Source organism: Limnohabitans sp. Rim47, from assembly GCF_001517545.1.
In the GTDB taxonomy this organism is placed as follows: Bacteria; Pseudomonadota; Gammaproteobacteria; order Burkholderiales; family Burkholderiaceae_C; genus Limnohabitans_A.
The window spans coordinates 122,591-147,456 of the sequence record NZ_FBYA01000002.1 but is presented as its reverse complement, the minus strand read 5'-3'; the positions used below and the strand labels follow the sequence as shown (position 1 = coordinate 147,456).

27 protein-coding genes and 2 tRNA genes are annotated in these 24,866 nt (G+C 59.0%); 13 read left to right on the top strand and 16 right to left on the bottom strand.

Features of this window, described 5'->3' with window-relative positions; genetic code table 11:
- The first annotated feature begins 4 nt into the window (after positions 1 to 4).
- The 5 genes from BN3544_RS05620 (at position 5) to greB (ending at position 4,249) form a co-directional block, all read left to right on the top strand.
- Entirely contained in the window at positions 5 to 1,009 is a 1,005-nt protein-coding gene (locus tag BN3544_RS05620; protein ID WP_019429508.1) for an ABC transporter ATP-binding protein, read from the top strand.
- Complete coding sequence (locus tag BN3544_RS05615; protein ID WP_019429509.1) at positions 1,006 to 1,911, top strand: ATP-binding cassette domain-containing protein; 906 nt, start codon at positions 1,006 to 1,008, stop codon at positions 1,909 to 1,911. Before BN3544_RS05620 ends, BN3544_RS05615 begins: the two co-directional genes overlap by 4 nt.
- Positions 1,908 to 3,425, top strand: a complete 1,518-nt coding sequence (locus tag BN3544_RS05610; RefSeq protein WP_019429510.1) for an ABC transporter substrate-binding protein — start codon at positions 1,908 to 1,910, stop codon at positions 3,423 to 3,425. Before BN3544_RS05615 ends, BN3544_RS05610 begins: the two co-directional genes overlap by 4 nt.
- A gap of 54 nt (positions 3,426 to 3,479) precedes the next feature.
- Positions 3,480 to 3,556, top strand: a tRNA-Arg gene (locus BN3544_RS05605).
- A 132-nt stretch (positions 3,557 to 3,688) separates the two neighbouring features.
- A complete protein-coding gene (gene greB, locus BN3544_RS05600) occupies positions 3,689 to 4,249 on the top strand; it encodes a transcription elongation factor GreB (protein WP_019429511.1) in 561 nt (186 codons plus the stop codon).
- A gap of 46 nt (positions 4,250 to 4,295) precedes the next feature.
- Here the strand turns inward: greB and BN3544_RS05595 are convergent, their stop codons facing one another.
- The 4 genes from BN3544_RS05595 to BN3544_RS05580 form a co-directional block, all read right to left on the bottom strand.
- Positions 4,296 to 6,566, bottom strand: coding sequence for a RelA/SpoT family protein (locus tag BN3544_RS05595; RefSeq protein ID WP_050999087.1), 2,271 nt, complete (start codon positions 6,564 to 6,566; stop codon positions 4,296 to 4,298).
- Between the two features lie 102 nt (positions 6,567 to 6,668).
- On the bottom strand, positions 6,669 to 6,869 hold the full coding sequence (gene rpoZ, locus BN3544_RS05590) for a DNA-directed RNA polymerase subunit omega (protein WP_026036562.1): 201 nt from the start codon (positions 6,867 to 6,869) through the stop codon (positions 6,669 to 6,671).
- 31 nt (positions 6,870 to 6,900) lie between these two features.
- Positions 6,901 to 7,521, bottom strand: a complete 621-nt coding sequence (gene gmk / locus BN3544_RS05585) for a guanylate kinase (RefSeq protein ID WP_019429514.1) — start codon at positions 7,519 to 7,521, stop codon at positions 6,901 to 6,903.
- An 11-nt stretch (positions 7,522 to 7,532) separates the two neighbouring features.
- Positions 7,533 to 8,450 (bottom strand): YicC/YloC family endoribonuclease, encoded by a 918-nt coding sequence (locus BN3544_RS05580; RefSeq protein ID WP_193364658.1) that lies wholly within the window; start codon positions 8,448 to 8,450, stop codon positions 7,533 to 7,535.
- 164 nt (positions 8,451 to 8,614) lie between these two features.
- Here BN3544_RS05580 and rph point away from each other — a divergent pair, with 164 nt between their 5' ends.
- From rph to hemW, 3 genes are read left to right on the top strand one after another with little or no spacing between them, the layout of a single operon-like run.
- On the top strand, positions 8,615 to 9,376 hold the full coding sequence (gene rph, locus BN3544_RS05575; RefSeq protein WP_019429516.1) for a ribonuclease PH: 762 nt from the start codon (positions 8,615 to 8,617) through the stop codon (positions 9,374 to 9,376).
- Between the two features lie 18 nt (positions 9,377 to 9,394).
- On the top strand, positions 9,395 to 10,009 hold the full coding sequence (gene rdgB, locus BN3544_RS05570; RefSeq protein ID WP_019429517.1) for an RdgB/HAM1 family non-canonical purine NTP pyrophosphatase: 615 nt from the start codon (positions 9,395 to 9,397) through the stop codon (positions 10,007 to 10,009).
- A 16-nt stretch (positions 10,010 to 10,025) separates the two neighbouring features.
- Entirely contained in the window at positions 10,026 to 11,222 is a 1,197-nt protein-coding gene (gene hemW, locus BN3544_RS05565; protein WP_019429518.1) for a radical SAM family heme chaperone HemW, read from the top strand.
- Positions 11,223 to 11,244: 22 nt separating this feature from the next.
- On the opposite strand, the gene BN3544_RS05560 is transcribed toward hemW, so the two are convergent.
- The 10 genes from BN3544_RS05560 to ureA all read right to left on the bottom strand — a co-directional run bounded on the left by BN3544_RS05560 (position 11,245) and on the right by ureA (position 16,973).
- Complete coding sequence (locus tag BN3544_RS05560) at positions 11,245 to 11,802, bottom strand: hypothetical protein (RefSeq protein WP_019429519.1); 558 nt, start codon at positions 11,800 to 11,802, stop codon at positions 11,245 to 11,247.
- The gene (locus BN3544_RS05555; protein ID WP_019429520.1) at positions 11,799 to 12,167 is read right to left on the bottom strand and encodes a hypothetical protein; all 369 of its coding nucleotides are present in this window, start codon (positions 12,165 to 12,167) and stop codon (positions 11,799 to 11,801) included. Before BN3544_RS05555 ends, BN3544_RS05560 begins: the two co-directional genes overlap by 4 nt.
- A 179-nt stretch (positions 12,168 to 12,346) precedes the next feature.
- Positions 12,347 to 12,434: transfer RNA gene (locus BN3544_RS05550), tRNA-Ser, on the bottom strand.
- A gap of 61 nt (positions 12,435 to 12,495) precedes the next feature.
- On the bottom strand, positions 12,496 to 13,155 hold the full coding sequence (ureG, locus tag BN3544_RS05545; RefSeq protein ID WP_019429521.1) for an urease accessory protein UreG: 660 nt from the start codon (positions 13,153 to 13,155) through the stop codon (positions 12,496 to 12,498).
- The gene (locus BN3544_RS05540) at positions 13,152 to 13,841 is read right to left on the bottom strand and encodes an urease accessory protein UreF (protein WP_019429522.1); all 690 of its coding nucleotides are present in this window, start codon (positions 13,839 to 13,841) and stop codon (positions 13,152 to 13,154) included. The genes ureG and BN3544_RS05540 overlap by 4 nt, the downstream gene beginning before the upstream one ends.
- Positions 13,831 to 14,403 (bottom strand): urease accessory protein UreE, encoded by a 573-nt coding sequence (gene ureE, locus BN3544_RS05535; protein WP_019429523.1) that lies wholly within the window; start codon positions 14,401 to 14,403, stop codon positions 13,831 to 13,833. Before ureE ends, BN3544_RS05540 begins: the two co-directional genes overlap by 11 nt.
- A complete protein-coding gene (gene ureC / locus BN3544_RS05530) occupies positions 14,403 to 16,145 on the bottom strand; it encodes an urease subunit alpha (RefSeq protein ID WP_019429524.1) in 1,743 nt (580 codons plus the stop codon). The genes ureE and ureC overlap by 1 nt, the downstream gene beginning before the upstream one ends.
- A 1-nt stretch (position 16,146) precedes the next feature.
- Complete coding sequence (locus tag BN3544_RS05525; RefSeq protein WP_019429525.1) at positions 16,147 to 16,476, bottom strand: urease subunit beta; 330 nt, start codon at positions 16,474 to 16,476, stop codon at positions 16,147 to 16,149.
- A gap of 7 nt (positions 16,477 to 16,483) precedes the next feature.
- Complete coding sequence (locus tag BN3544_RS14245) at positions 16,484 to 16,654, bottom strand: hypothetical protein (protein ID WP_019429526.1); 171 nt, start codon at positions 16,652 to 16,654, stop codon at positions 16,484 to 16,486.
- A gap of 16 nt (positions 16,655 to 16,670) precedes the next feature.
- A complete protein-coding gene (gene ureA / locus BN3544_RS05520; protein ID WP_019429527.1) occupies positions 16,671 to 16,973 on the bottom strand; it encodes an urease subunit gamma in 303 nt (100 codons plus the stop codon).
- Between the two features lie 219 nt (positions 16,974 to 17,192).
- Here ureA and urtA point away from each other — a divergent pair, with 219 nt between their 5' ends.
- The 5 genes from urtA to urtE all read left to right on the top strand — a co-directional run bounded on the left by urtA (position 17,193) and on the right by urtE (position 23,037).
- Positions 17,193 to 18,464 carry an urea ABC transporter substrate-binding protein gene (urtA, locus tag BN3544_RS05515; RefSeq protein ID WP_026036564.1) on the top strand — a complete coding sequence of 424 codons (1,272 nt, stop codon included), beginning with the start codon at positions 17,193 to 17,195 and terminating at the stop codon, positions 18,462 to 18,464.
- Between the two features lie 194 nt (positions 18,465 to 18,658).
- The gene (gene urtB / locus BN3544_RS05510; protein WP_019429530.1) at positions 18,659 to 20,242 is read left to right on the top strand and encodes an urea ABC transporter permease subunit UrtB; all 1,584 of its coding nucleotides are present in this window, start codon (positions 18,659 to 18,661) and stop codon (positions 20,240 to 20,242) included.
- Between the two features lie 14 nt (positions 20,243 to 20,256).
- Complete coding sequence (urtC, locus tag BN3544_RS05505) at positions 20,257 to 21,369, top strand: urea ABC transporter permease subunit UrtC (RefSeq protein WP_026036566.1); 1,113 nt, start codon at positions 20,257 to 20,259, stop codon at positions 21,367 to 21,369.
- Positions 21,366 to 22,241 carry an urea ABC transporter ATP-binding protein UrtD gene (gene urtD, locus BN3544_RS05500; protein WP_019429532.1) on the top strand — a complete coding sequence of 292 codons (876 nt, stop codon included), beginning with the start codon at positions 21,366 to 21,368 and terminating at the stop codon, positions 22,239 to 22,241. The genes urtC and urtD overlap by 4 nt, the downstream gene beginning before the upstream one ends.
- Positions 22,242 to 22,332: 91 nt before the next feature.
- Positions 22,333 to 23,037: an urea ABC transporter ATP-binding subunit UrtE gene (gene urtE / locus BN3544_RS05495; RefSeq protein ID WP_019429533.1), complete on the top strand. Its 705-nt coding sequence runs from the start codon at positions 22,333 to 22,335 to the stop codon at positions 23,035 to 23,037.
- 167 nt (positions 23,038 to 23,204) lie between these two features.
- Here urtE and BN3544_RS05490 read toward each other — a convergent pair whose 3' ends face one another.
- Both BN3544_RS05490 and BN3544_RS05485 read right to left on the bottom strand, forming a co-directional pair.
- Positions 23,205 to 24,035, bottom strand: a complete 831-nt coding sequence (locus tag BN3544_RS05490; protein ID WP_019429534.1) for an urease accessory protein UreD — start codon at positions 24,033 to 24,035, stop codon at positions 23,205 to 23,207.
- A gap of 49 nt (positions 24,036 to 24,084) precedes the next feature.
- Positions 24,085 to 24,852 carry an ABC transporter permease gene (locus BN3544_RS05485; RefSeq protein WP_019429535.1) on the bottom strand — a complete coding sequence of 256 codons (768 nt, stop codon included), beginning with the start codon at positions 24,850 to 24,852 and terminating at the stop codon, positions 24,085 to 24,087.
- Positions 24,853 to 24,866 lie beyond the last annotated feature (14 nt).

Sequence of the window (24,866 nt, the reverse complement as noted above, 5' to 3'; positions counted from 1 at the left end):
GCGCATGGCTGACATGTCCACCGCCAAGCCTTTGCTGCAAGTGACTGACTTGCGGCTCACTTTGCCCACGGCACGGGGGTGGGCGCAGGCCCTGCGTGGCGTTTCGCTGCAACTCGAACGGGGCCAGACGGTCGGTTTGATTGGTGAAAGTGGTTGCGGCAAATCGCTCACCGCTTTGGCATTGATGGGCTTGTTGCCCGAACGCGCACAGGTCAGCGGATCGATTTTGTTCCAAGGCCAAGAGCTGGTGGACATGCCCGAGGCCCAACTGTGCCCGTTGCGCGGGGCGCGCATGGCCATGATTTTTCAAGAGCCGATGACGGCACTCAACCCGCTGCACCCCATCTGGAAACAAATTGCCGAGCCCTTGCGCTTGCACCAGCACATGGGGGTGGCCGAGGCCAAGGCGCGTGCCCTGCAATTGCTCGATCGTGTGCAGCTGCCTCGGGCGCGAGAGCGTCTTGACGCGTATCCGCACGAGCTGTCAGGCGGTCAGCGACAGCGCGTCATGATTTCCATGGCCTTGGCCTGTAGCCCTGACCTGCTGATTGCCGACGAACCCACCACGGCGCTGGATGTCACGGTGCAAAAAGAGGTGCTGGCCTTGATCAAGCAATTGGTCAATGAAGACGGCATGGGCCTGCTGCTGATCAGCCATGATCTGGGCCTGATGCAAGACCAGGTGGACCGTGTGATGGTCATGTATGGTGGCTCGGTGGTTGAAAGCGCGGCCACCGCTGATTTGTTTGCCCACCGAGCACACCCCTACACGCGGGGGCTGTTTGCTGCGCGGCCACGTTTGGGCTTGGCCCGCGGGACACGCTTGAACACGATTGCCGGCAGCGTGCCTGAGTTAATGGATTTGCCGACGGGCTGTGCTTTTGCGGACCGCTGCGCTTGGGCTGTAGACGATTGCCGTCGCACTCCGCCTCAAGCCGAAACCGTGCCACCGTCCAGCCCCACCGATCAAGCCCATGTGGTGTGTTGTCCGCGCTGGAGGCTGTCATGACGAAGGCCCAGAAACCGACCATGCCACCGCTGCTGGAAGTTCGGCAGTTGGGGCGGCGTTTTGCCCTGCCGCGATCGTCCCTGTGGGGCCCCGCCAACAGCTTGCAGGCCTTGTCGAACGTGAGTTTCAAGCTGCAGCCGGGCAAGAGCTTGGGCATTGTGGGGGAGTCTGGCTCCGGCAAATCGACGCTGGCCCGTTTGGTGATGGCGCTCGATCAACCCAGCGAAGGGCAGGTGTTGTTCAACGGCGTGGATCTGCATCAGGCCAGCACGTCCCAGTTGCGGCATCTGCGCAGCGGTTTTCAAATGGTTTTTCAAGACCCTTACGGTTCGCTTGATCCGCGCCAAAAAGTGCTCGGCATCGTGACCGAGCCGATCTGGACTTTGCAGCCCCCTGCCGACCGTCGTTCGGCGATGCGCGAGTCCGCCTTCAATAGCGCCGAGCTGCGCGACCGCGCCGTGAGTCAAACCGAGCTGCGCGACCGCGCCGCTGAGGCCTTGAGCGAAGTGGGCCTCAGAACCGCCGATCTGGACAAATACCCCCATGAATTTTCGGGGGGGCAACGCCAGCGCATTGCCATCGCCCGGGCCTTGATCACCCGCCCTTCCTTGATCGTGGCCGACGAGCCGGTGAGTGCCCTGGATGTGTCTGTGCAAGCGCAGGTGCTCAACCTGATGATGGACCTGCAAGATCGTCACGGATTGAGCTATTTGTTGGTCAGCCACGACCTTGCCGTCGTTAATCTCATGTGCGACGATGTGTTGGTTTTACAGTCTGGCCAAGTGGTTGAACAAGACTCCTCAGCACAAATTTTTCAGCATGCCGCGCATCCTTACACTCGGATGCTCATTTCAGCCGTGCCCGGTACACGGGACGCATTTTTAGATCAGGAGAAAACATGAAAGTTCAATTCCCCATCACGCGCCGCACTGTAAGCTTGAGCGCGGTGGCCCTGCTGGCGGCCAGCTTGTCCTGGGCACCGTTGCAGGCGCAAGCTCAATCGCGCAAGGACAGCGTGATTTTGGGCATGATTTTGGAGCCCACCAGCCTCGATCCCACCATGGCCCCAGCTGCGGCCATTGGCGAAGTGGTGCACTACAACATCCTCGAAGGCCTGACCAAGATCAACGTCGATGGCTCCATCAGTCCCTTGCTGGCCGAGAGCTGGAAAATGGACGCCGATGGCAAGGCCTACACCTTCAAGTTGCGCAAGGGCGTGAGGTTTCAGGATGGCAGTCCTTTTGACTCTGCGGCAGTGAAGTTCAGTGTTGAACGTGCCAAAGATCCCAAGAGCACGAACAAAGCCAAAGGTGCCGTGTTCAACAACATCAGCCACATTTCAACGCCCGATGCGCACACCGTGGTGCTGGTGCTGAACAACCCGGATGGCAACTTCTTGTTCCGCATGGGTGAAAACACAGCGGTCATCCTGCACCCCGACAGCGCGGCCAACGCTGCCACCAAGCCGATCGGCACAGGCCCCTACAAACTCGACAGCTGGGCCAAGGGCACGGCCGTCACGCTGTCTAAATGGGATGGTTTTCGCGATGCCAACGCGATCAAGGTGAAGAAAGTCACTTTCCGTTTCATCAACGATTCGGCTGCACAGGTGGCTGCTTTGTTGGCTGGCGACATCGATGGCATGCCCCGCTTTCAATCGCCACAAAGCCTGAAGCAGTTTCAGGCCGACAAGCGCTTCATGGTTGAAGTCGGCAGCACGGCAGGCAAGGGCATCATGACCATCAACAACCGCAAGAAGCCGTTTGACGATGTGCGCGTGCGCCGTGCTTTGTCGCATGCGATCGATAAAAAGGCGTTCATCGATGGTGTTTTTGAAGGGCTCGCCAAACCCATCGGCAGTCACATGGCCCCCACCGATGCGGGCTATGTCGAGTTGAGCGGCATTTATGCGTACGACCCGGAAAAAGCCAAAGCCCTGCTCAAGGAAGCCGGTGTCCAGACACCGCTGAACGTGACCTTGACCTTGCCGCCGCCACCCTATGCACGCAAGGGCGGCGAGATTCTCGCGGCACAACTGGCCAAGGTGGGCATCATCGCCAAGATCGAAAACGTCGAATGGGCTCAATGGCTGGGCGGTACCTTCAAGGGCAACTTTGACCTGACGGTCATCAATCACGTTGAGCCACTGGACTATATGAACTATGCCAACCCGCAGTATTACTGGGGGTACGACAGCAAGGCTTTCCGTGATCTGGCGGCCAAACATTCTTCGACCACGGCAGCCAAGGAGCGCACCCAGTTGTTTGGCGACATGCAACGTCTGATTGCCAAGGATGCAGTCAATGTGTTTTTGTTCAATGCATCCAACACATCGGTGTATCGCAAAGGCCTGAAGGGCCTGTGGTCGAGCTCGCCGGTTTTTGCGAACGACATGTCAGCAGTTTCCTGGCAATAAATTGTGGGCAGGCTCAAATGGGCCAAAAAAGCTTGCTATAATTCGATGCATGATGCGGCTGTAGCTCAGCTGGATAGAGTACTTGGCTACGAACCAAGGGGTCGTGGGTTCGATTCCTGCCAGCCGCACCAAAAATTAGAAAGCCCACAACGAAAGTTGTGGGCTTTTTCTATTTCTGCTCCTCAAAATGTGCCGCCAAAAGCGCGCGTTCGTCACCATCCAGAGACCCTTGCGTCTTTCACTTGCCTCTGTAGCATCACGACATGAGCAAAGCCCCCAACCAAGACACCGACGATGACGACGACTTGGGTTTGCCCGCCTTGCCCAAAGGTGCGCGCAATTACATGACGCCAGCAGGTTATGCCCGTTTGAGGGCCGAGCTCTTTGGGTTGATCGACGATGAGCGTCCCAAGGTGGTTGAGATCGTGCACTGGGCGGCCAGCAATGGTGACCGATCAGAAAACGGTGACTACATTTATGGCAAAAAACGCTTGCGTGAAATAGACAGGCGGATTCGTTTCCTGACCAAGCGTCTGGAGCTGGCCGAAGTGGTGGACCCGGCGGTGCACCACGGCAGCGATCAGGTTTTTTTTGGTGCCACGGTCACCTATGTCGAAGCCTCGGGCACCGAACGCACGGTGACGATTTTGGGCATTGACGAAGCTGACAGTTTGCAAGGACAGGTCAGTTGGGTCTCGCCAATCGCACGTACCTTGGTCAAGTCACGCGAAGGCGACGAGCTCAGGTTGGTCACGCCTGCAGGTGTGCTGGAGATCGAGGTTTTGCAGGTCAGCTATCCTGCCCCGCCTGGGGAGCAGGCCTGAGGCCGCCTTAACAGGCCGCCTTAACAGGCCGCCTTAACAGGCCGCCTTAAGAGGCCGAGCTGCCTTTGTTGGTTTGTCGGTTTGCCTGGATCACGGAAGGTGTGCGTTTGAGGTGGCGCAGCACTTGTTCGAGGTGAGTGGTGTCGCGCACGGCGACCACGAACTTCAACTCGGCCGTGTCTTGCGGGGTTTCGTGCCCCATGTCGACGTGAACGATATCGGTTTCGGCGCTGGCCAATGCCCCAGCCACTCTGGCCAAGACCCCTTTGCCGTTGACGACGGTGACATTGATGCTGGTTTCAAAATTGCGCGTTAACTCGTCTGACCATTCGACGCCGATGAAGCGCTCACGGTCCTTGTGTTCCAGTTTTCTTGCCGTGGCGCAGTCACGGGTGTGCACGGCCAAACCTTCACCACGGCCCAAATAGCCCACGATGTCGTCACCCGGCAAGGGACGACAACAGCGTGAATAGACCACCGATGCGTTTTCACTGCCATCGAGGGTAATAGCGCCTTGCGAGATGGATTCGTGCGCGGTGAAGCGCTCTCGGGTCATCAGCAATGCATCGGGTTTTTGGCCCAATTCTGACAACAAGGCGGCCAAGCGCTTGGCCACGATGGTGGCAATGCGTTTGCCTAAACCGATGTCCATCAACAAATCTTGCTGGTTGCGGTTGCCTGTGAAGCGCAACAGTTTTTCCCACAGCGCTTGGTGTGCATCGTCGTCCGCAGGCAGTTTGTCGATGCCCTCTGCGCGCAACGATTGGGTCAGGAGTTTTTCACCCAGCTCAACCGACTCGGTCTGTGCCATGGTTTTGAGGTGGTGGCGAATTTTGGAGCGCGCCCGTCCGGTGCGCACAAAACCCAGCCAGGCCGGGTTGGGGGCAGACACCGGTGCGGTGATCACTTCGATCACATCGCCGTTTTTGAGCTCGGTGCGCAGTGGCACCTGGTCGCCATTGATGCGGGCCGCTATCGCATGGTCACCCACCCGGCTGTGGATGGCGTAGGCAAAGTCCACCACTGTGGCACCGCGCGGCAAGGCCATGATCTGGCTCTTGGGCGTGAACACATAAACCGCATCGGGGAACAGGTCGACCTTGACGTGGTCCCAAAACTCAGCCGCATCGCGCGTCTCGGTCTGGATGTCCAAAAGCGATTGCAGCCACTGCGTGCCCAAACGCTCTGACTGGGCATTGGCCGATGCGTGTTCTTTGTAAAGCCAATGCGCGGCCACACCTGACTCGGCCACCAGGTGCATGGCCTCGGTGCGCATCTGGAACTCGACGTTCACACCCGACGGGCCCACCAGCGTGGTGTGCAGTGATTGATAACCGTTGACCTTGGCAATGGCGATGTGGTCTTTGAACTTGCCAGGTACGGGCTTGTAGATCTGGTGCAGCCAGCCGAGGGCGGTGTAGCAGTCAATGACGGAGGGCACGATGACCCGAAAGCCATAAATGTCGGTCACCTGGGCAAAGCTCAGGTGTTTTTCATCCATCTTTTTGTAGATGGAATAGAGCGTTTTTTCGCGTCCACTGATGCGCACATCCATCTTGGCCTGCGCAAACACGGCTTCCACATCGACTTGCACCTTTTGAATCAGATCGCGGCGGCGGTTGCGGGCCCGTGACACGGCCTTGGTCAGCACCGCATAGCGCCAGGGCAGCAGGTGTTTGAACGACAGGTCTTGCAGTTCGCGGTAAATCTGGTTCAAGCCCAAGCGGTGGGCAATGGGCGCGTAAATTTCGAGTGTTTCCGAGGCAATTCGGCCCCACTTGCTGCGCGGCATGTCCGACATGGTGCGCATGTTGTGGGTGCGGTCGGCCAGCTTGATGAGGATGACACGCACATCGCGGGCCATGGCCAGCAGCATTTTGCGAAACGACTCGGCTTGGTTTTCTTCGCGGGTGTTGAACTCCAGCTTGTCCAGCTTGGTCAGGCCATCGACCAGTTCAGCCACTGGTGAGCCAAAGCGCTCGATCAACTCGATCTTGGTGACGCCGCAGTCTTCCATGGCGTCGTGCAACAAAGCGGCGGCCAAGGCTTGGGCGTCCAACTTCCATTCGGTGCACAAACCCGCCACCGCAATGGGGTGGGTGATATAGGGTTCGCCACTTTTGCGCATTTGCCCCAAGTGGGCTTCGTCAGCAAACTTGTAGGCTTTGCGCACCATCTCCGTTTCGGCTTCGTTCAGGTAACCGAGTTGAGCCTCCAGCACCGCAAAGCTGGCAGCTGCCGCATTGGCCGCAGCCGGTGGCACGGCCTTGGCGCGGCTGTGACCTGCTTTGGAGGATGGGGGCGTTGCATTACTCATGACATCAATGTAACGCAAGGCGTTGCTGGCTTTTTCGTGGGACAAAAAAAAGCCCCATCACTGGGGCTTTTGTGACCCGGCAGGTGCCGGGTGAGGTGCGGATCAGGAAACGCGTTTGAGCATTTCGACGCCGACTTTGCCTGCAGCAATTTCGCGCAAGGCGGTCACGCAAGGCTTGTTTTTGCTTTCAATGCGGGGTGTATGACCTTGGCTCAGCATGCGGGCTCGGTAGGTGGCAGCCAAAACCAGCTGAAAGCGGTTAGGGATCTGTTCCAGGCAATCTTCAACAGTGATGCGGGCCATGATGTTTTCCTTGAGAATTTCTGAGCGAGATTCAAGCAATTTTGAGCGCTTGAAAGGTGTCAGGCCGTGCTCGGCGCTGGACGTGGTACTTGAGCCGCTGGGCGTGAACAACCGCTTTGAGGTCAAACAGGGCACGATCAAATACTTCGTTGATTATAACGAAGTCGAATTCCTGGGCCTGAGCCATTTCGACAGCGGCATTTTGCAAGCGCAGCTCAATGATCTCGGCCGTGTCCTCGCCGCGCCGCTCCAGGCGCGAGCGCAATTCTTCCCAGCTGGGCGGCAAGATGAAGATCAGCACCGCGTTGGCATACATCTTCTTGATCTGCAAGGCACCCTGGTAATCGATTTCCAGAATCACATCGGCCCCTTGGGCCATGCGGTCTTCGATCATCTTTTTGGAGGTGCCGTAGCGCTGGCCGTGGACATGCGCCCACTCGACAAAGGCATCGCCGAGCACCATGGCGTCAAATTCCTGAACGGATGCGAAAAAGTACTCGCGCCCGTGCTTTTCTTGTCCGCGCGGGGGGCGGGTGGTGTGCGAGACCGTGGGCTGGACGCGCGAGTCCAGCTCCATCAAGGCTTTCACCAGACTGGATTTGCCGGCCCCGCTGGGGGCGGCCACGACAAAGAGGTTTCCGGGGTAATCCATGCTCAGGTTCTTTATTCGATGTTCTGGACTTGTTCGCGCATTTGCTCGATCAGCACCTTCATGTCCACAGAAATGCGGGTCATTTCCAGCACGGCCGATTTGGAGCCCAGCGTGTTGGCTTCGCGGTGCAGTTCCTGAATCAAAAAGTCCAGGCGTTTGCCGATGTCGCCGCCTTTGGTCAGCAGGCGGGAGATTTCGTCCAAGTGCGAGCGCAGGCGGGTCAGCTCTTCGGCCACGTCGATGCGGATAGCAAAGGCCGTGGCCTCGGTCAGGGCACGGTCTTGCGCGGCTTCGGGCAGGTGGCTGCCGTCGGCCAGTGCCATGGCGTCTTTCCAGCGCTCCAGAAAGCGTTGGCGTTGTTGTTCAACGAGTTGTGGCACCAGCGGCACCGCTTGTTCCGCCAAGCTCAGCAGCTGGGTGATGTGACCTTGCAGCATGTCGGTCAGGCGAGCACCTTCGCGGGAGCGGGCTTCGCGCAGGGCATCTACTGCCCGGGTGGCCAGTTGCATCCAGGCGGCTTCGTCGGGTGCGGCTTGGCCCGAGCTGCCAGCCGTCATGCGCAGCACATCGGCCACGCTCAAAGGGCGGGCATCGGGCAACCAATCCTGAATTTTGTCTTGCAGGGCGGCGATTTTTTGCAGCGCTTGGTGGTTGGGCGTTTGCAGCGCAGCGCCATCGCCCGCATCTTGGCTGGCACGCACTTCCACTTTGCCGCGCTTGATTTGGCGGGTGATCAGCTCGCGCAGGCCGGGTTCGAGCTGGCGCAGCTCTTCTGGCAGCCGAAAGCTCAGGTCCAGAAAACGGCTGTTGACCGAGCGGATTTCCAGGCCCAATCGTGCTGTGGGGCCTGTGCTGGCAGGGGCCTCGCCCTCGGTGGGCAGCGGGCTGTGCTGCACGCTGGCGTACCCGGTCATACTGTAAACTGGCATCGGTCAAATTCCTTGGGACAGCACAGCCCTTCTTCGCTTGCAAGAAAGAGACTGGAGCGCTGCAAATGGGCCGCACAAGGTGCGAACACCAAACCGTGGATTATCGCAAACTCTCTGCCTGCCCCCCATTGCTGGCACGCTTCAAACCTACTTTTACACACACCATGAACACCACGACTGCCTCTTATGTCCGAACCGGTCGCGCCGCCGATGCTTTGCGCCCTGTGCGCATCACCCGCGGTTACACCGTTCACGCCGAAGGCTCGGTGCTGATCGAGTTTGGCCAGACCCGAGTGTTGTGCACCGCTTCGGTGGAAGAAAAAGTGCCGGGCCACAAAAAAGGCAGCGGCGAAGGCTGGGTGACGGCCGAATACGGCATGCTGCCTCGCGCCACACACACACGCGGCGACCGGGAAGCCGCACGCGGCAAGCAAAGCGGCCGCACGCAAGAGATTCAGCGCCTGATTGGCCGGTCATTGCGTGCCGTTTTTGACCTCAAGAAACTGGGCGAACGCACCATTCACCTCGATTGCGACGTGCTTCAGGCCGATGGCGGCACCCGCACCGCCAGCATTACGGGCGCTTTTGTGGCGGCGCAAGACGCCGTCAACTGGCTGATGGCCACCGGCAAACTGAGCGAATCGCCGATCCTGGATCGCGTGGCCGCCATTTCGGTGGGCCTGAAAAACGGCACAGCCTTGCTGGATTTGGACTACCCCGAAGACTCGGCCTGCGACACCGACATGAACGTGGTCATGACCGGATCGGGCAATTTTGTGGAAGTGCAAGGCACAGCCGAAGGCGTGGCCTTCACCCGTGTCGAGATGGACCGCATGTTGGCACTGGCCGAAAACGGCATTGCGCAACTGGTGCAGCTGCAAAAGCAGGCGCACGACGCGCCCAAAACTCTCACTTTCACAGCTTGAAGTGTGGGTGACGGTGTCATGAAAATCGTTCTTGCTTCCAACAACGCTGGCAAATTGGCCGAACTGCAAACCCTGTTTTCACCATTGCGCATGACGCTGGTGCGCCAGTCTGAGCTGAACATCCCGGAGGCCGAAGAACCGTTCAAAACCTTTGTTGAAAACGCTTTGGCCAAAGCCCGTCATGCAGCGCAACTCAGCGGTTTGCCTGCCTTGGCCGATGACGCGGGTCTGTGTGTGGACGCATTTGGTGGTCAGCCCGGTGTGGACACGGCGTACTACGCTACCCGCTTTGGCTACCCCAAAAGCGATGACAACAACGTGACCGCGTTGCTGGAACAAATGCAAGGCATCGCCAACCGACGCGCCGCCATGGTCAGCACGCTGGTGGCTGTGCGCAGCGCCGATGACCCGGAACCTCTGATTGCAGTGGGCCGGGTGGTGGGCGAGATCACCCGTGAGCGTTTGGGTAGCAACGGTTTTGGCTTCGATCCGGTCATGTTTTTGCCCGAGTTTGGCAAGACCTTTGCCCAACTGCCCACCGAAGTCAAAAACGCCAACAGCCACCGGGGCCGTGCGGCTCAGGCCATGCTGGCGCTGATGCGCGATCGTTGGTCGGACCACGTATCAACATGAGCCTGTCATGAATCCAATGTTGGACCCGGTGCACGCCATGCGCCCTGGCTTGCTGCAACTGAACGCGTTGCCGCCGCTGTCGCTGTACGTGCACCTGCCCTGGTGCATCAAAAAGTGCCCGTATTGCGACTTCAATTCACACGAGTTCCGAGCCGGGGCCGACGCGCCTTCGACGCAAGACGCCTACATTGACGCGCTTTTTGCTGACCTTGAAGCCAGCTTGCCCTTGATCTGGGGCCGCAGCATCCAGACGGTGTTTTTGGGTGGCGGCACGCCCAGCCTGTTTTCACCCGATGCCATTGACCGTTTGATCGGCGGCATCCGTGCCCGTGTGCGCTTGGCGCCCAATGCCGAAGTGACCATGGAAGCGAACCCCGGTACCTTTGAAAAAGACCGCTTCAAGGCTTTCCGCCAGGCCGGCATCAGCCGTTTGTCGATTGGGGTACAAAGTTTTGACAACGCACACCTCAAAGCACTGGGCCGGGTGCACGACCGCGACCAAGCCTTGGCCGCCGTGACCGAAGCCGCGCAGGTGTTTGACACCTTCAACCTGGACCTGATGTACGCCTTGCCGGGCCAGACGCTGGAAGGCCTGACGCAAGACATCCAGACTGCACTGGCTTTTGCGCCACCGCACATCTCGATTTATCACCTGACGATCGAGCCCAACACGGTGTTCGCCAAGTTTCCGCCCACTTTGCCCGAAGACGATTTGGCCTACGAAATGATGGACCGCATCACCGAGCTGACCGCGTCGGCCGGGCTGGACCGGTACGAAGTGTCGGCCTACGCCAAGCCGGGACACCAGTGCGCGCACAACCTGAACTATTGGCAGTTTGGTGACTACTTGGGCGTTGGCGCCGGGGCGCACAGCAAACTCAGTTTCGCGCACCGCGTGCTGCGGCAGGTGCGTTACCGCGAGCCTGCCCTTTATATGCAGCAAGCCATGAAGGGCGAGCCGGTCACGCAAAGCACCGAGGTGTCACGCCAGGAACTGCCCTTTGAGTTCATGCTCAATGCCTTGCGCCTGCGCGGTGGTTTTGCCCTGGCCGACTATGTGGACCGCACGGGCTTGGCCATGACCAGCATTCAGCAGGGCCTGCAAGAGGCCGAAAAACTGGGTTTGATCGGACGTGACCTGCACCGGGTTTGGCCGACAGAAAAGGGTTTCGACTTTTTGAGCGACTTGCAGGCACTCTTCCTGGCAGAGTGAGCCTGTCACTCGTCAAGGCGTATCAGAGCGCCTTGATTTTCATCTGCGAGAGCAGCAGTTTGAAGGTGTAGAGCATCAGCAAAGAGCCAATCGCATCGCCAATGAACATGGGCCAGACGTCGACCCAAATGTTCACATCGGCGCGTTCCATCACCAGCCACAGCAGTTGATGGGCCACTGCACTGGCGGCCGCAAAAATCAAGGTGAAATTGAGCAGACTTTGGGTGGTCATGCCTCGCAGTAGACGGGCAGTTTGTTGGCCTTTGGCTAGGACCTTCATGACTGCAAAGGGGGTGAAACCCGAAACCATGCCGGTGAGCAACACCAGCCACGGCTGACTTTCCAGTGAGCCTTGGTCAAGGTACCAAGTGCCCAACATGATCCCTGTGGCGCCCGGCAGGCCCAAAATCAAGACCAGCACGATGCGAAAGCCTGCGGGTAAAAATACCCAATTGACGCCTTTTGCGTACGCCAAGTTTGAAAAAAGCCAACCATTGAGGTGGAAGAAGCTCACGAACAACGCGGCACTGCCCAAGGTCAGTGCCGCTGTTTCAAAAGCTTCTTGAGGGGCGATCTTCATGCCGCTTGGGATTGGTGCACCTGCTGCATGGATTGACCGAGGTGACTGAAATACTCCAATGTCCGTTCGGTCGGAATCAGAAATTTGGCCCGGCGATCACCCTCCAGGTTAAGGGTGCTGAGCATGTCTTTTCCGCGCAAACGGGTGATGCGTTTGTGCAAAGTCGCGGGCGAGCCTAAATCGGCCAAGCCAATGGCCTCGCGCACGGTCATGGGACTGTTTTCGTACCAGCGCAAAACCACCGCTTGCAACAAGGCGCTTTCGTTGGCATCCATTTCCATGCCACTGGGCAAGGCTTGAATGACTTTGGCCAGTTGCAAAAAACGCAAATAAGCGGTAACAAAGAGGGATTGTGAATTTTCCATGGTCCTTAAACATTTAGGATGGAAATTAAGTATAGTATTTTTATCGGCTTTGTTTCGATTTTGTTGATATTAGCGATTGATTATTTGTCAGCCAATTGACAAATTTGAGTCGCCAAGATCTTTTGACCTGTCCCACAAAGCAAAAAGCGCTCTAAAAGAGCGCTTTTTGCGTGAGGTCTTGGCGGAAGCGGTGAGATTCGAACTCACGGACCCTTTCGAGTCGCCGGTTTTCAAGACCGGTGCAATCGACCACTCTGCCACGCTTCCTTGGGGGCAGATTGTAACGGCTTAAAACCTTGAATTTGGCGTCGATCGGGGCCCAAGCGGTTCAGGCGTGTTTCAGCATGCCCCTTTTTTCAATAAACGCCACCACTTCGGCCAGCCCCGCTTGTGTTTTCAAGTTGGTCATGACCCATGGACGTGTTTCGGGGTTGGGGCGCATGCGGTCGGTGTCGGCCCGCATCACATCCAAGGACGCGCCCACATGAGTGGCCAAGTCGGTTTTGTTGATCACAAACAAGTCGCTCTTGGTGATGCCGGGGCCACCTTTGCGTGGAATTTTTTCGCCGGCGGCCACATCGATCACGTAAATCGTGAGGTCACTCAACTCGGGGCTGAAGGTGGCGGCCAGGTTGTCGCCACCGCTTTCAATGAAGACCACATCGGCGTTGGGAAACTTTTCCAACATGCGGTCAATCGCTTCGAGGTTGATGGACGCGTCTTCTCGGATGGCCGTGTGCGGGCAACCCCCAGTTTCCACGCCCATGATGCGTTCAGCGGGCAGGGCGCCGCTTTCGGTCAGCAACCTTTGGTCTTCCTTGGTGTAAATGTCGTTGGTGATGGCAATCAGGTCCCAGCGCTCGCGCATGTTTTTGCAGAGCATTTCGAGCAGGGTGGTTTTGCCAGAGCCCACAGGCCCGCCAATGCCCACGCGCAGGGGCGGCAGTTTTTGGGTTCGGTTGGGGATGTGGTGCAAGGGCGTATTCATGATCTGAAGATCCTGGAGTATTGGGTTTCGTGGCGGGCCGACAAGATGGCCAGCATGGGGCTGAAAGCTTGGCGATCTTCGTCGCTCAAGTGCATGGCGGTGTGCACCGCCACAGGGATTTCGCGGGCCAGCCTGGCCAACATGCGTTGGCCTGCGCTTTGGCCCAGAGGCACTGCTTTAAGGGCGGCTTGGGTCATGTTTTCGGCCCAACCAAAGGCGCAGGCTTGCAGGGCCTGATCCAGCGGCGAATGAGACAAAGACAGCGCCAAGGCCATGGCCAGCGGGAAGGTGGGTGGCAATTGAGCGCAACACGCCAGTTGCGACGCTCTGGCTTGTTGCAGGTTGCGCAGCCAGTCCAGCAACGAGCGCCCCATTTGTTCGGTTTGCAGGCGCATCTCGGCGGTTTCGCGGGTGGCCATGACCCAGTCGTTCAGGGCTTGCAGCCGGGCCGTGTCATCGCTTTGCCAAGCGGGGATGGCTTGGGCCAGCACGGCCATGTCGCCGCGCGACTGCGTCAGGTGCAGCTGGTCGACCAACCAGTCCGTGCCACTGTGTTCGTCGTGCACCAAGCCTTGTTCAATGGCCGCTTCGAGCCCTTCGGAATACGAAAAACCCCCAATCGGCAGCGCGGGCGACGCGAGCCAGATCAGTTGCAGCAGGCCCGATGGCGCGGTGTCAGTGTTCATGCTTGCAGTCGGGGCCGTGCACATGGGGTGCGGCGCTTGTGGCCTGCTCATCGTGTGAATGTGCGTGGTCGTGGTGATGTCCATGACCGCCGTGCGAATGGCCACTGTGGTCACCATAAGCGCCGCTTTCTGGTTCAAACGGTTCGGACACTTGAACCACGGTCATGTGCATGGCCCGCAGCATGTCGGCCAGCACATGGTCGGGCTCGATCTTGAGGTGGTCCGGTTTCAGCTCGATCGGGACATGGCGGTTGCCCAAGTGGTAGGCCGCACGAGTCAGGTCGAACGGGCTGCCGTGCTCGGTGCCGGCGGTGATGCGCAACACGTCTTGCGGCGCGGCCTCCACCCGGACCAGCGAGCCGTCTTCGGCCACCAGCACATCGCCGCCGCGCACCACGGTGCCTCGGGGCAAGAAGATGCCCAGCTGGCGCTGGCTGCTGTCCACCGCGTCAAAGCGGCTTTTTTGGCGGGTGTCCCAGTCCAGCGTGATGGTGCTGGCGCGTTGCACCAGCACGCGGGCCAGGCCACGGCCTTGGGGCATGAGTTTGGAACAAGTGATCATCAAAATAAAAAGTAGCGTTGCGTCATGGGCAAGCTGGTGGCGGGCTCACACACCAGCAGTTGTCCGTCGGCCCGCACGGCATAGGTCTGTGCATCGACTTCCATGCGGGGCGCGTAGTCATTGTGGAGCATGTCTTTTTTGCCGACTTGGCGGATATTCTTCACAGCCGACAAGGTTTTTTGCAGGCCATAACGCGCACCCACGCCCGCTTGCAAACCGGCTTGCGAGACAAAGGTCAGCGAGCCCCGTGTCAGTGCACCGCCAAAGCTGCCAAACATGGGCCGGTAATGCACCGGCTGCGGCGTGGGAATCGACGCGTTCGGGTCGCCCATGGCGGCCAGTGCGATGAAGCCGCCTTTCATGACGATGGCGGGTTTGACGCCAAAGAAGGCCGGCTTCCAGATCACCAAGTCGGCCCACTTGCCCACCTCGATGCTGCCCACTTCGTGGCTCATGCCGTGTGCAATAGCGGGGTTGATCGTGTACTTGGCGATGTAGCGTTTGACGCGGGCGTTGTCGTGTCGATCGGTGTCGCCGGGCAAGCTGCCGCGTTGCTGCTTCATCTTGTGTGCGGTCTGCCAGGTGCGGATGATGACCTCGCCCACCCGGCCCATGGCCTGGCTGTCGCTGCTCATCATGCTGATGGCCCCCAAATCGTGCAGGATGTCTTCGGCTGCAATCGTTTCCTTGCGGATGCGGCTTTCGGCAAAGGCCAGGTCTTCGGCAATCGCCGGGTCCAGGTGGTGGCAAACCATCAGCATGTCCACATGCTCGTCCAGGGTGTTGATGGTGTAAGGCCGTGTGGGGTTGGTCGATGAGGGCAGCACATTGGCTTCGCCCACCACTTTCAAAATGTCGGGCGCGTGCCCGCCGCCCGCGCCTTCGGTGTGAAAGGTGTGGATGGTGCGGCCTTTGAAGGCGGCCACCGTGTCTTCTACGAAGCCCGACTCGTTGAGCGTGTCGGTGTGGATGGCCACCTGGGTGTCGGTTTCTTCGGCCACGCTCAGGCAGTTGTCAATGGCTGCGGGCGTGGTGCCCCAGTCTTCGTGCAGCTTCAAACCAATGGCGCCTGCGCTGATCTGCTCGTGCAGCGCGGCAGGCAACGTGGCATTGCCCTTGCCCAGAAAACCCAGGTTCATCGGAAAGGCGTCAGCCGCCTGCATCATGCGTTCGATGTTGAAGGGGCCGGGCGTGCAAGTGGTGGCAAAGGTGCCGGTGGCCGGGCCGGTGCCGCCACCCAACATGGTGGTCACGCCGCTGGCCAGCGCTTCGTCGATCTGCTGGGGCGCGATGAAATGGATGTGGCTGTCGATGCCGCCTGCGGTGACGATCAGGCCTTCGCAGCTGATGATCTCGGTGCCGGGGCCAATCACGATGTCCACGCCCGGTTGGGTGTCGGGGTTACCCGCCTTGCCAATGGCCGCGATGCGGTTGCCCTTGAGGCCAATATCGGCTTTGACGATGCCCCAGTGGTCGATGATGAGGGCGTTGGTCAGCACGCAGTCCATCGCGCCAGGCGCTTCAGGGCCCGTTCCGTAGGCGGCATTGGTGCGCTGCGATTGCGACATGCCATCGCGGATCGTTTTGCCTCCGCCAAACTTGACCTCTTCGCCATAGCCACCGGCTTGCAGGGTGAAGTCTTTTTCAACTTCGACGATCAGGGCGGTGTCGGCCAGCCGAACGCGGTCGCCCACGGTGGGGCCGAACATTTCGGCATAAGCGCGTTTGTCGATGTGGGCCATGTCAGTTGCCTTTGCTGTTCGGGGTGACAAGTGCACCGTTGGTCAGTCCTCTGAAGCCATACACCACGCGGTCACCGGCGTAGTCCACCAGCTCCACCGTGCGTTGTTGGCCGGGCTCAAAGCGCACGGCGGTGCCCGAGGTGATGTTCAGGCGCATGCCTTGTGCGGCGGTGCGGTCGAATTTCAAGCCGGCATTGGTTTCGGCAAAGTGGTAGTGCGAGCCCACCTGAATCGGGCGGTCGCTGGCGTTTTGCACCACCAGCGTGCAGGTTCGGCGGCCCACGTTCAGCGCAAGCTGACCGGGGTCAATCAAAAGTTCTCCAGGCGTCATCTCGGGCTCACTTTTTGCCGAAGTAAAACGCCACCGCCACCAAGGCGGCAGCGACCACAAAACCGAGTGCATCGGTGGCGTGCCAATGGGTGCTGCCCAGGCCATGGCCCTCGTGAGCCCAAGCGGTGTTGCCCAGGTTGAACAGTGCGAGGCCAAGTGTCAAAGCGAATTTTTTCATGTGTGATTCCTGGGGTTCAAACAATGGGTTGGTGCACGGTCACCAATTTGGTGCCGTCTGGAAAAGTGGCTTCGACTTGGATGTCGGGGATCATTTCGGCGATGCCGTCCATCACGTCTTGACGAGTCAAAACGCTGCGGCCTTCGCTCATGAGTTGCGCCACCGTCTTGCCGTCCCGTGCGCCTTCCATGACGGCTGCACTGATCAGCGCAATGGCTTCGGGGTAGTTCAGTTTGAGGCCGCGTGCTTTGCGGCGCTCGGCCAAAAGGCCTGCCGTGAAGATCAGCAGCTTGTCTTTTTCGCGAGGGGTGAGTTCCATTTTGGTGCGCTCTGGTTGAATTGGTGCATTGGATGATTTCAATGTAGCAAAGAGCGTGCCCCTTTATAGGGAGCCACTCAATTTCTAGGGAAATGCCCTTCCTTGTTGGCGGGCGTCAGGGCTTTTGCGTGGGTTGGCACGGTGATTGCAAGAGCAGGTTCAGCGTTGCAAGTCTCCGCGTGTTTGAAAACCTACTTTCCTGATTGGAGTGATCTCATGATGAACCGTCGTGGCAATCTCAAAGCCCTCGCAACTGCCGCAGCCTTGGTGGCGGGCAGTTTGACTTTCTCGGTCCAGGCACTGGCCGCTGACACCATCAAGGTGGGCGTGTTGCACAGCTTGTCAGGCACCATGGCCATTTCTGAAACCGTGTTGAAAGACACCGTGCTCATGGCCATTGACGAGATCAACGCCAAGGGCGGTGTGCTGGGCAAAAAGCTGGAGCCCGTGATCGTGGACCCCGCTTCCAACTGGCCTTTGTTTGCTGAAAAAACCAAACAGTTGCTGGGTCAAGACAAGGTCTCGGTGATCTTCGGCTGCTGGACTTCGGTGTCGCGCAAGTCGGTGCTGCCCGTCGTCGAAGAAATGAACGGCCTGTTGTTCTACCCCGTGCAATACGAAGGTGAAGAGCTGTCGAAAAACGTGTTCTACACCGGTGCAGCGCCCAACCAGCAAGCCATTCCTGCAGTGGACTACCTGATGAGCAAAGAAGGCGGCGCAGCCAAGCGCTGGGTCTTGCTGGGCACCGACTATGTGTACCCCCGCACCACCAACAAAATCTTGCGCGCTTACTTGAAAAGCAAAGGCGTTAAAGAGTCTGACATCGACGAAAAATACACCCCGTTTGGCCACAGCGATTACCAAACCATCGTGGCCGATGTGAAGAAATTCTCAGCCGGTGGCAAGACCGCCGTGGTCTCCACCATCAACGGTGACTCCAACGTGCCTTTCTACAAAGAGCTGGGCAATGCGGGCCTGAAAGCCAAAGACGTGCCGGTGGTCGCCTTCTCGGTGGGTGAAGAAGAGCTGCGTGGCGTGGACACCAAGCCTTTGGTCGGTCACTTGGCGGCATGGAACTATTTCATGTCCATCAAGAACCCGGCCAACGACGAGTTCACTAAAAAATGGGCGGCTTATGCCAAAGCCAAAAACATCGCTGGGCACAAAGACAAGCCTTTGACGAACGACCCGATGGAAGCGACTTACATCGGCATCAACATGTGGAAGCAAGCGGTTGAAAAAGCCAAGTCGACCGACACCGACAAAGTGATCGCGGCCATGGCGGGTCAGACCTTCAAGGCACCTTCTGGCATCACCAGCAAGATGGACGAGAAAAACCACCACCTGCACAAGTCGGTGTTCATTGGCGAGATCAAGGCCGACGGTCAATTCAACGTGGTCTGGAAGACACCCGGCCCGGTCAAAGCCAAGCCATGGAGCCCTTACATCCCCGGCAACGACGTCAAGCCTGACGAACCTGCCAAGAAGTGATGGGGTCTGCATGTCATTCCTGCTCCGGCGGGAATCCATGACAGTCAACGAGATGGATCCCCGCATTTGCGGGGATGACAGGACACTTGTCATTCATGAGATTGACGAAAAAACGGTCATTCCCGCGCACGCGGGAATCCATTTCATGCCCAAGATGGCCTTGGCGAGCAACTGCTCAACATGAGATGAGAAAAATGAAAAGATGGATTGTGAAAGGCGCGTTGATTGCCAGTGCGGTGTGGGGTCTGTCGGCCGCGCAGGCCCTGACGATGGACGAAGCCCGTGCCATGGCAACCGGCGACAGCGATGCCCGCGTCGAGGCTTTGGCACAAGCGGTGGCGCAAGGCGATGACAAAACCGCCGCCTATTTGCAGGCGCTGGCCGACGATGTGGTCAAGATCGCCAAAGACCAGGTGCTGGTCGTGCGTGATGGTCAGGGCACAGACCCAGTGACAGGCCAGTCTGTCCCCGTGCCCGCAGACGCCGAAGATGTGATGTTGAACAACCGCCTGCGTGGCGAGATCGACACAGCGCTTGCTGCCCTCAAGTTGTTCAGCGCCGATGTCAAGGTGCGCCGTCTGGCGGCCTTATCACTGCTCAAAGAGCCTGATGCCAGTCGCAAGCCTTTGCTGGAAAAAGCACTGGCGGCTGAAAAAGATGCCACCGTGCAAAATCTGGTGCGCCAGGCCCGCGCGGCCGCGCTGCTGAACAGCGATGTACCGAATGACCGTTTGCTGGCCGCCCGCGAGTTGGCCGACAGCAAACAGCCAGAGACCTTGTTGTTGCTCAACCAGCGCCTGGCTGATGAGCAAGAACCTTCGGTCAAGAAACAAATTCAGACTTCGTTGGCCGCTGTGCAGACCAGTTTGCGCTGGGGCGAGCGCTTGGGCGCGCTCTTTACGGGGGCCAGCCTGGGCTCGATCTTGCTGCTGGTGGCACTGGGGCTGGCCATCACGTATGGCCTGATGGGTGTGATCAACATGGCGCATGGCGAGCTGATGATGATTGGTGCCTACGCCACCTATGTGGTGCAAGCCTTGTTTCGGGATTACCTGCCCGGCGCGTTTGACGCTTATCTGTTGGTGGCGATTCCGGTGGCGTTCATCACCTCTGCCTTGGTGGGGGCGGTGATGGAGCGCACCGTGCTCAAGCATTTGTATGGCCGCCCTTTGGAAACTTTGCTGGCCACTTGGGGCATCAGCCTGGTGCTGATGCAAGGCGTGCGCAGCTTGTTTGGTGCGCAAAACGTGGGCGTCGAAAACCCTTCATGGATGAGCGGTTCGCTGCCATTGCTGCCCAACCTGCAATTGCCCTGGAACCGTGTGTTGATCATTGTGTTTGCCGCCGCCGTGCTGGTGGGCATGGCGCTGTTGATTGGCAAAACGCGGCTGGGCCTGTTTGTGCGTGGGGTCACGCAAAACCGCCCCATGGCTTCGTGCATGGGCGTCAACACCGCCCGCATCGACACCTATGCCTTTGCCCTGGGTTCGGGCATCGCCGGTTTGGCCGGTTGCGCTTTGAGTCAGGTGGGCAACGTCGGCCCTGATCTGGGTCAAAGCTACATCGTGGACTCGTTCATGGTGGTGGTGCTCGGCGGCGTGGGCCAATTGGCGGGCACCGTGTATGCCGCGCTGGGCCTGGGCCTGGTCAACAAGTTGCTCGAAGGCTGGACCGGCGCTGTGCTGGCCAAGATCTGCGTGCTGGTGTTCATCATCGTCTTCATCCAGAAGCGCCCCCAAGGCATCTTCGCGATGAAGGGTCGCAGTGCTGAAGCGTGAATATGAGCATGAACATGACGTCATTTAAATTACCGACTCCTGCGCCCCTGTTGGGGCGCAAAGCCTGGACGGCTTTCTTGCTGGCGCTGATCGCCGTGGGCTTTTTGGCCCCGGTGCTCAATTTGTGGGTGCCTGCAGGCAACCCCTTGCATCTGAGCGACTTTGCGGTGTCGCTGATCGGCAAGATCATGTGCTACGCCATTTGCGCCTTGGCCATGGACCTGGTCTGGGGCTACACCGGCATTTTGTCGCTGGGCCACGGCCTGTTCTTCGCTCTAGGTGGCTACGTCATGGGCATGTACCTCATGCGTCAGATCGGCCAGGACGGCAACTACAAAAGTGACTTGCCCGACTTCATGGTCTTTTTGGACTGGAAAGAACTGCCTTGGCACTGGATGCTGTCGGACAGCTTTGTGGCCACACTGATTTTGGTGGTGTTGGTGCCAGGCTTCATCGCTTTTGTGTTTGGTTATTTCGCTTTCCGTTCGCGCATCAAAGGGGTGTACTTTTCCATCATCACCCAGGCCATGACCTATGCGGCGATGCTGCTGTTTTTCCGCAATGAAACTGGCTTTGGTGGCAACAACGGCTTCACCGACTTCAAGCGCATTCTGGACCTGCCGATCGCCACCCCCCACATGCGCATGAGCTTGTTTGTCATCACAGGCGTGACGTTGCTGGGTTTCTATTTGTTCTCGCGCTGGTTGGTGGGCAGCAAATATGGCCGCGTGTTGCAAGCCATTCGCGATGCCGAAACGCGGGTCATGTTTTCGGGCTATTCGCCACTGCCTTACAAGCTGAGCATTTGGGTGATCTCGGCGGTGATGTGCGGCATTGCAGGCGCTTTGTATGTGCCGCAGGTGGGCATCATCAACCCCGGTGAAATGAGCGCCGCCAATTCGATTGAGATGGCGGTGTGGGCCGCAGTCGGGGGGCGTGGCACTTTGATGGGACCGATCTTGGGCGCGTTTTTGGTCAACGGGGCCAAAAGCTGGCTCACCGTGACCGCGCCAGAATTTTGGCTGTACTTTTTAGGGGCGCTCTTCATCGCTGTGACCTTGTACCTGCCGCAAGGCGTGGTGGGGCTGGTGGCCAAATTCAAGAACAAAAAAGGCGGTGCCGCATGACCCCCGATCTTTTGAAACAGGGCGCGCAGCGCATTGCCCAGTCGGCGCAACAGCGTGTGGAGTCCACCGAGTCGGGGGGGCGAACTGCCGGTTATGGCCGTGTGCTGCAAGACGCCAAAGAGGTGGATGTGACGCATGGCCGCATCTTGTATTTGGAAGATGTGAGTGTGAGCTTTGACGGCTTCAAGGCCATCAACAAACTGTCGCTCGACATCGCCCCCGGTGAATTGCGCTGCATCATCGGCCCCAACGGTGCGGGCAAAACCACCATGATGGACATCATCACGGGCAAGACCCGACCTGACGAGGGCACGGTGTTTTTTGGCAGCACCCTCGATTTGCTGCGCCACAACGAACCCGAGATCGCCCAGCTGGGCATTGGTCGCAAGTTCCAAAAGCCCACGGTGTTTGAGCATTTAAGCGTGTTTGAAAACCTCGAGCTGGCTTTGAAAACACCCAAAGGCGTGAAGGCCTCGATGTTCTTCAAGCTTGACTCACGCCAGAGCGATCGCTTGGCCGAGGTGCTGCACACCATCCACCTCGCTGACAGTGTGCGGGTGCAAGCAGGCACGCTCAGCCATGGTCAAAAACAGTGGCTTGAGATCGGCATGCTGCTCATGCAAGACCCTAAATTGCTGCTGCTGGACGAACCCGTGGCCGGTATGACCGACCATGAAACAGAGCGCACCGCCGAGTTGTTTTTGACGCTCAAGGGCAAGCACTCGTTGATGGTGGTTGAGCACGACATGGGCTTTATTCGGACCATCTCGGACATCGTCACCGTGCTGTGCGATGGCTCGGTGCTGGCCCAGGGCACGCTCGATCAAGTGCAGGCCGATGAGCGGGTGATTGAAGTTTATTTGGGACGTTGACCATGACAAGTCATCCCGGACTTGATCCGGGATCCATGTCCGATTCACCTGTACCGAACAAGTTGGTGCCAACACATCAAACAGAGAAAACATGCTGACAGTCCAAAACATTCACCAATACTACGGCGGCTCCCACATCCTTCGCGATGTGAGCCTGTCTGCCGCGCAAGGGCAGGTCACCGTCTTGCTGGGCCGCAACGGCGTGGGCAAAACCACGCTACTCAAATCGCTCATGGGCCTGGTGCCGATCAAAAGCGGCAGCGTGCTGCTGGACGGCAAAGAGCTGAGCAACGCCAAGCCTTATGAACGCGCCGCCGCAGGCATTGGCTATGTCCCCCAAGGCCGCGAAATCTTTGCGCGCCTCACGGTGGAAGACAACCTGCTGATGGGCTTGGCGACACAGCCCGGCGGCACGCCCATCCCGCCTGAGTTGTTTGAACTGTTTCCGGTGCTCAAACAAATGTTGCACCGCCGAGGTGGTGACCTCTCCGGCGGTCAGCAACAGCAACTGGCCATTGCCCGCGCTTTGGCGGCCAAGCCGCGTTTGCTGATTCTGGACGAACCCACCGAAGGCATCCAGCCCAGCATCATCAAAGACATTGGCCGCGTGATCCGCCAGCTGGCCGACGTGGGCCTGCAAGGCCAGCGCATGGCGGTGTTGTTGTGCGAGCAGTACTACGACTTTGCCGAAGAACTGGCCGACCAGTACTTGGTCATGGAGCGCGGCGAGGTGATTGCGCGTGGGCCGGGCAGCGAGATGAAGGCCAAGAACATTCAGCAGCTGGTGGCGATTTGAGGCTCCCCATGGCATGCCCGCGAACGCGGGTGTGCATTTGGCGCACTGGATACCCGCATTCGCGGGTATGACAGCTATTGGATATGACTGCTATTGAGGATGACTGCTATTGAGGATGACTGCTATTGAGGATGACTGCTATTGAGGATGACGGTCATGCAGGCTGGTCAGAGGTTCCACAACCGTGGCACATGCCCCGGCAAACCCCACATCTCATGTCGCCACGCCGCCCACACTTGCCGCAGCAATTGCATGGCCGGTTCGGTCACGGGTGATAGCACCCGCAGCACGATGATTTGTTTGTGGGGCAATGTCGCGCCCGCCGTCAGGCGCAGGGATGAGGCTTCGGTCAGGTCACGTGCGCAGGCCAAGGCGCGATCTGCGCGTTCAGCCGCGATGGCGCTGCCTGCCGCAAACACCAGCGTGGCCATGCAGCGCTGGCCTGCCAAGCCGAGCGGGCTGTTCATCAATCGGGTGTCGGTGGCGCTGATCGTGCCGCGCTCCAGCCAGACACCGGGGATCTCCATGTGCTGGCGAAACGTGCCTTGTGCGAAGGGCAAGTCTGCCGCAGGCAGGCCCAGCGCCGTGATGTCCCAGGTCATCATTTCTGCGCCGGGCGCCAGATCGAACACGGCGCGGTTGAGGCCGTCGCACCCGTTGTAGGCAATCGCCTCCAAGGGCAACCATTCCAGCCGAGCACCGCTTTCCACTCGGGCATGCACTTGCTGCTTGGCCAAGCCCGCATCAGACCGGTAAAAGCGTGTGGCCCCCGGTGTGGTGACCAGGCCATGGGCACCCGCGCCCACGGTGACTTGCATGTCCAGCGTGTCGCCGCCCACCAAGCCGCTGGGCGGGTGCACCAGCACGTTGTGGCAGACCGCATCGCCTTCGGGGTAAAGGCTTTGCAAAATGCGCAGCGGGCCTTGGTGCAGGTAGCGGGCCACGCTGCGCTCAGACTCTAGGGTGTAGTCGAGCTGGAGGCTGGCGTGCCAGGTCATGTGCGTGCCCGTGGCCGGTGGCGAGGTGCACGCTGAACCGGGTCGAGCTTCATTCGCCTTGCGAGCCGCGGTGCGCCCAGCCGGTGGTGTGTTTTTCGATGGCGCTGAACAGTTCGTACATGATCATGGCCATGGCGCCCACCACCACCAAGCCCGAAAACGCCAGGCCCATTTGCATGGCCGAACCGGCCGAGATCAGCAGGTAGCCAATGCCTTCGTTCGAGGCGGTCATCTCTGACACGGTGGTGCCCACAAAGGCCAAGGTGATGGCCACTTTGAGTGAGCCATAAAAGTAGGGCATGGAGCGGGGCAGGCCGACTTTGACCAGCACATCCCAGCGCTTGGCACCCAGCACGCGCAGCACGTCTTCCAGTTCAGGCTCCAGTGTGGCCAAACCCGTGGCGATGTTCACCATGATGGGGAAGAAGCTGATCAGGAAAGCCGTGAGGATGGCCGGGCCAATGCCGATGCCAAACCACACCACCAAGATCGGCACAAACGCCGCTTTGGGCAGCGCGTTGAAAGCGGTCATGAGCGGGTACACGGCGGCATAGGCCAGGCGCGAGCTGCCGATGATGAAGCCCAGCAAGACGCCCACCACGATGGCGATGCCAAAGCCCACCATCGTCACCCAAAAAGTGCGCCAGGCATGACCGGCGATCACGTCTTTGAATTCGATGGTTTGTTGCGCGATGCGCGAGGGGCTAGGGAAGACGAATTCCGACACGTTGAAGGCGCGGCACAGTACTTCCCAGATCAAGATGCTGATCACCAGCAGTGCCCAAGGTGCCCAGCGTTCGAGGGTTTTGTGGTTCATGAAAGGACTCCCGC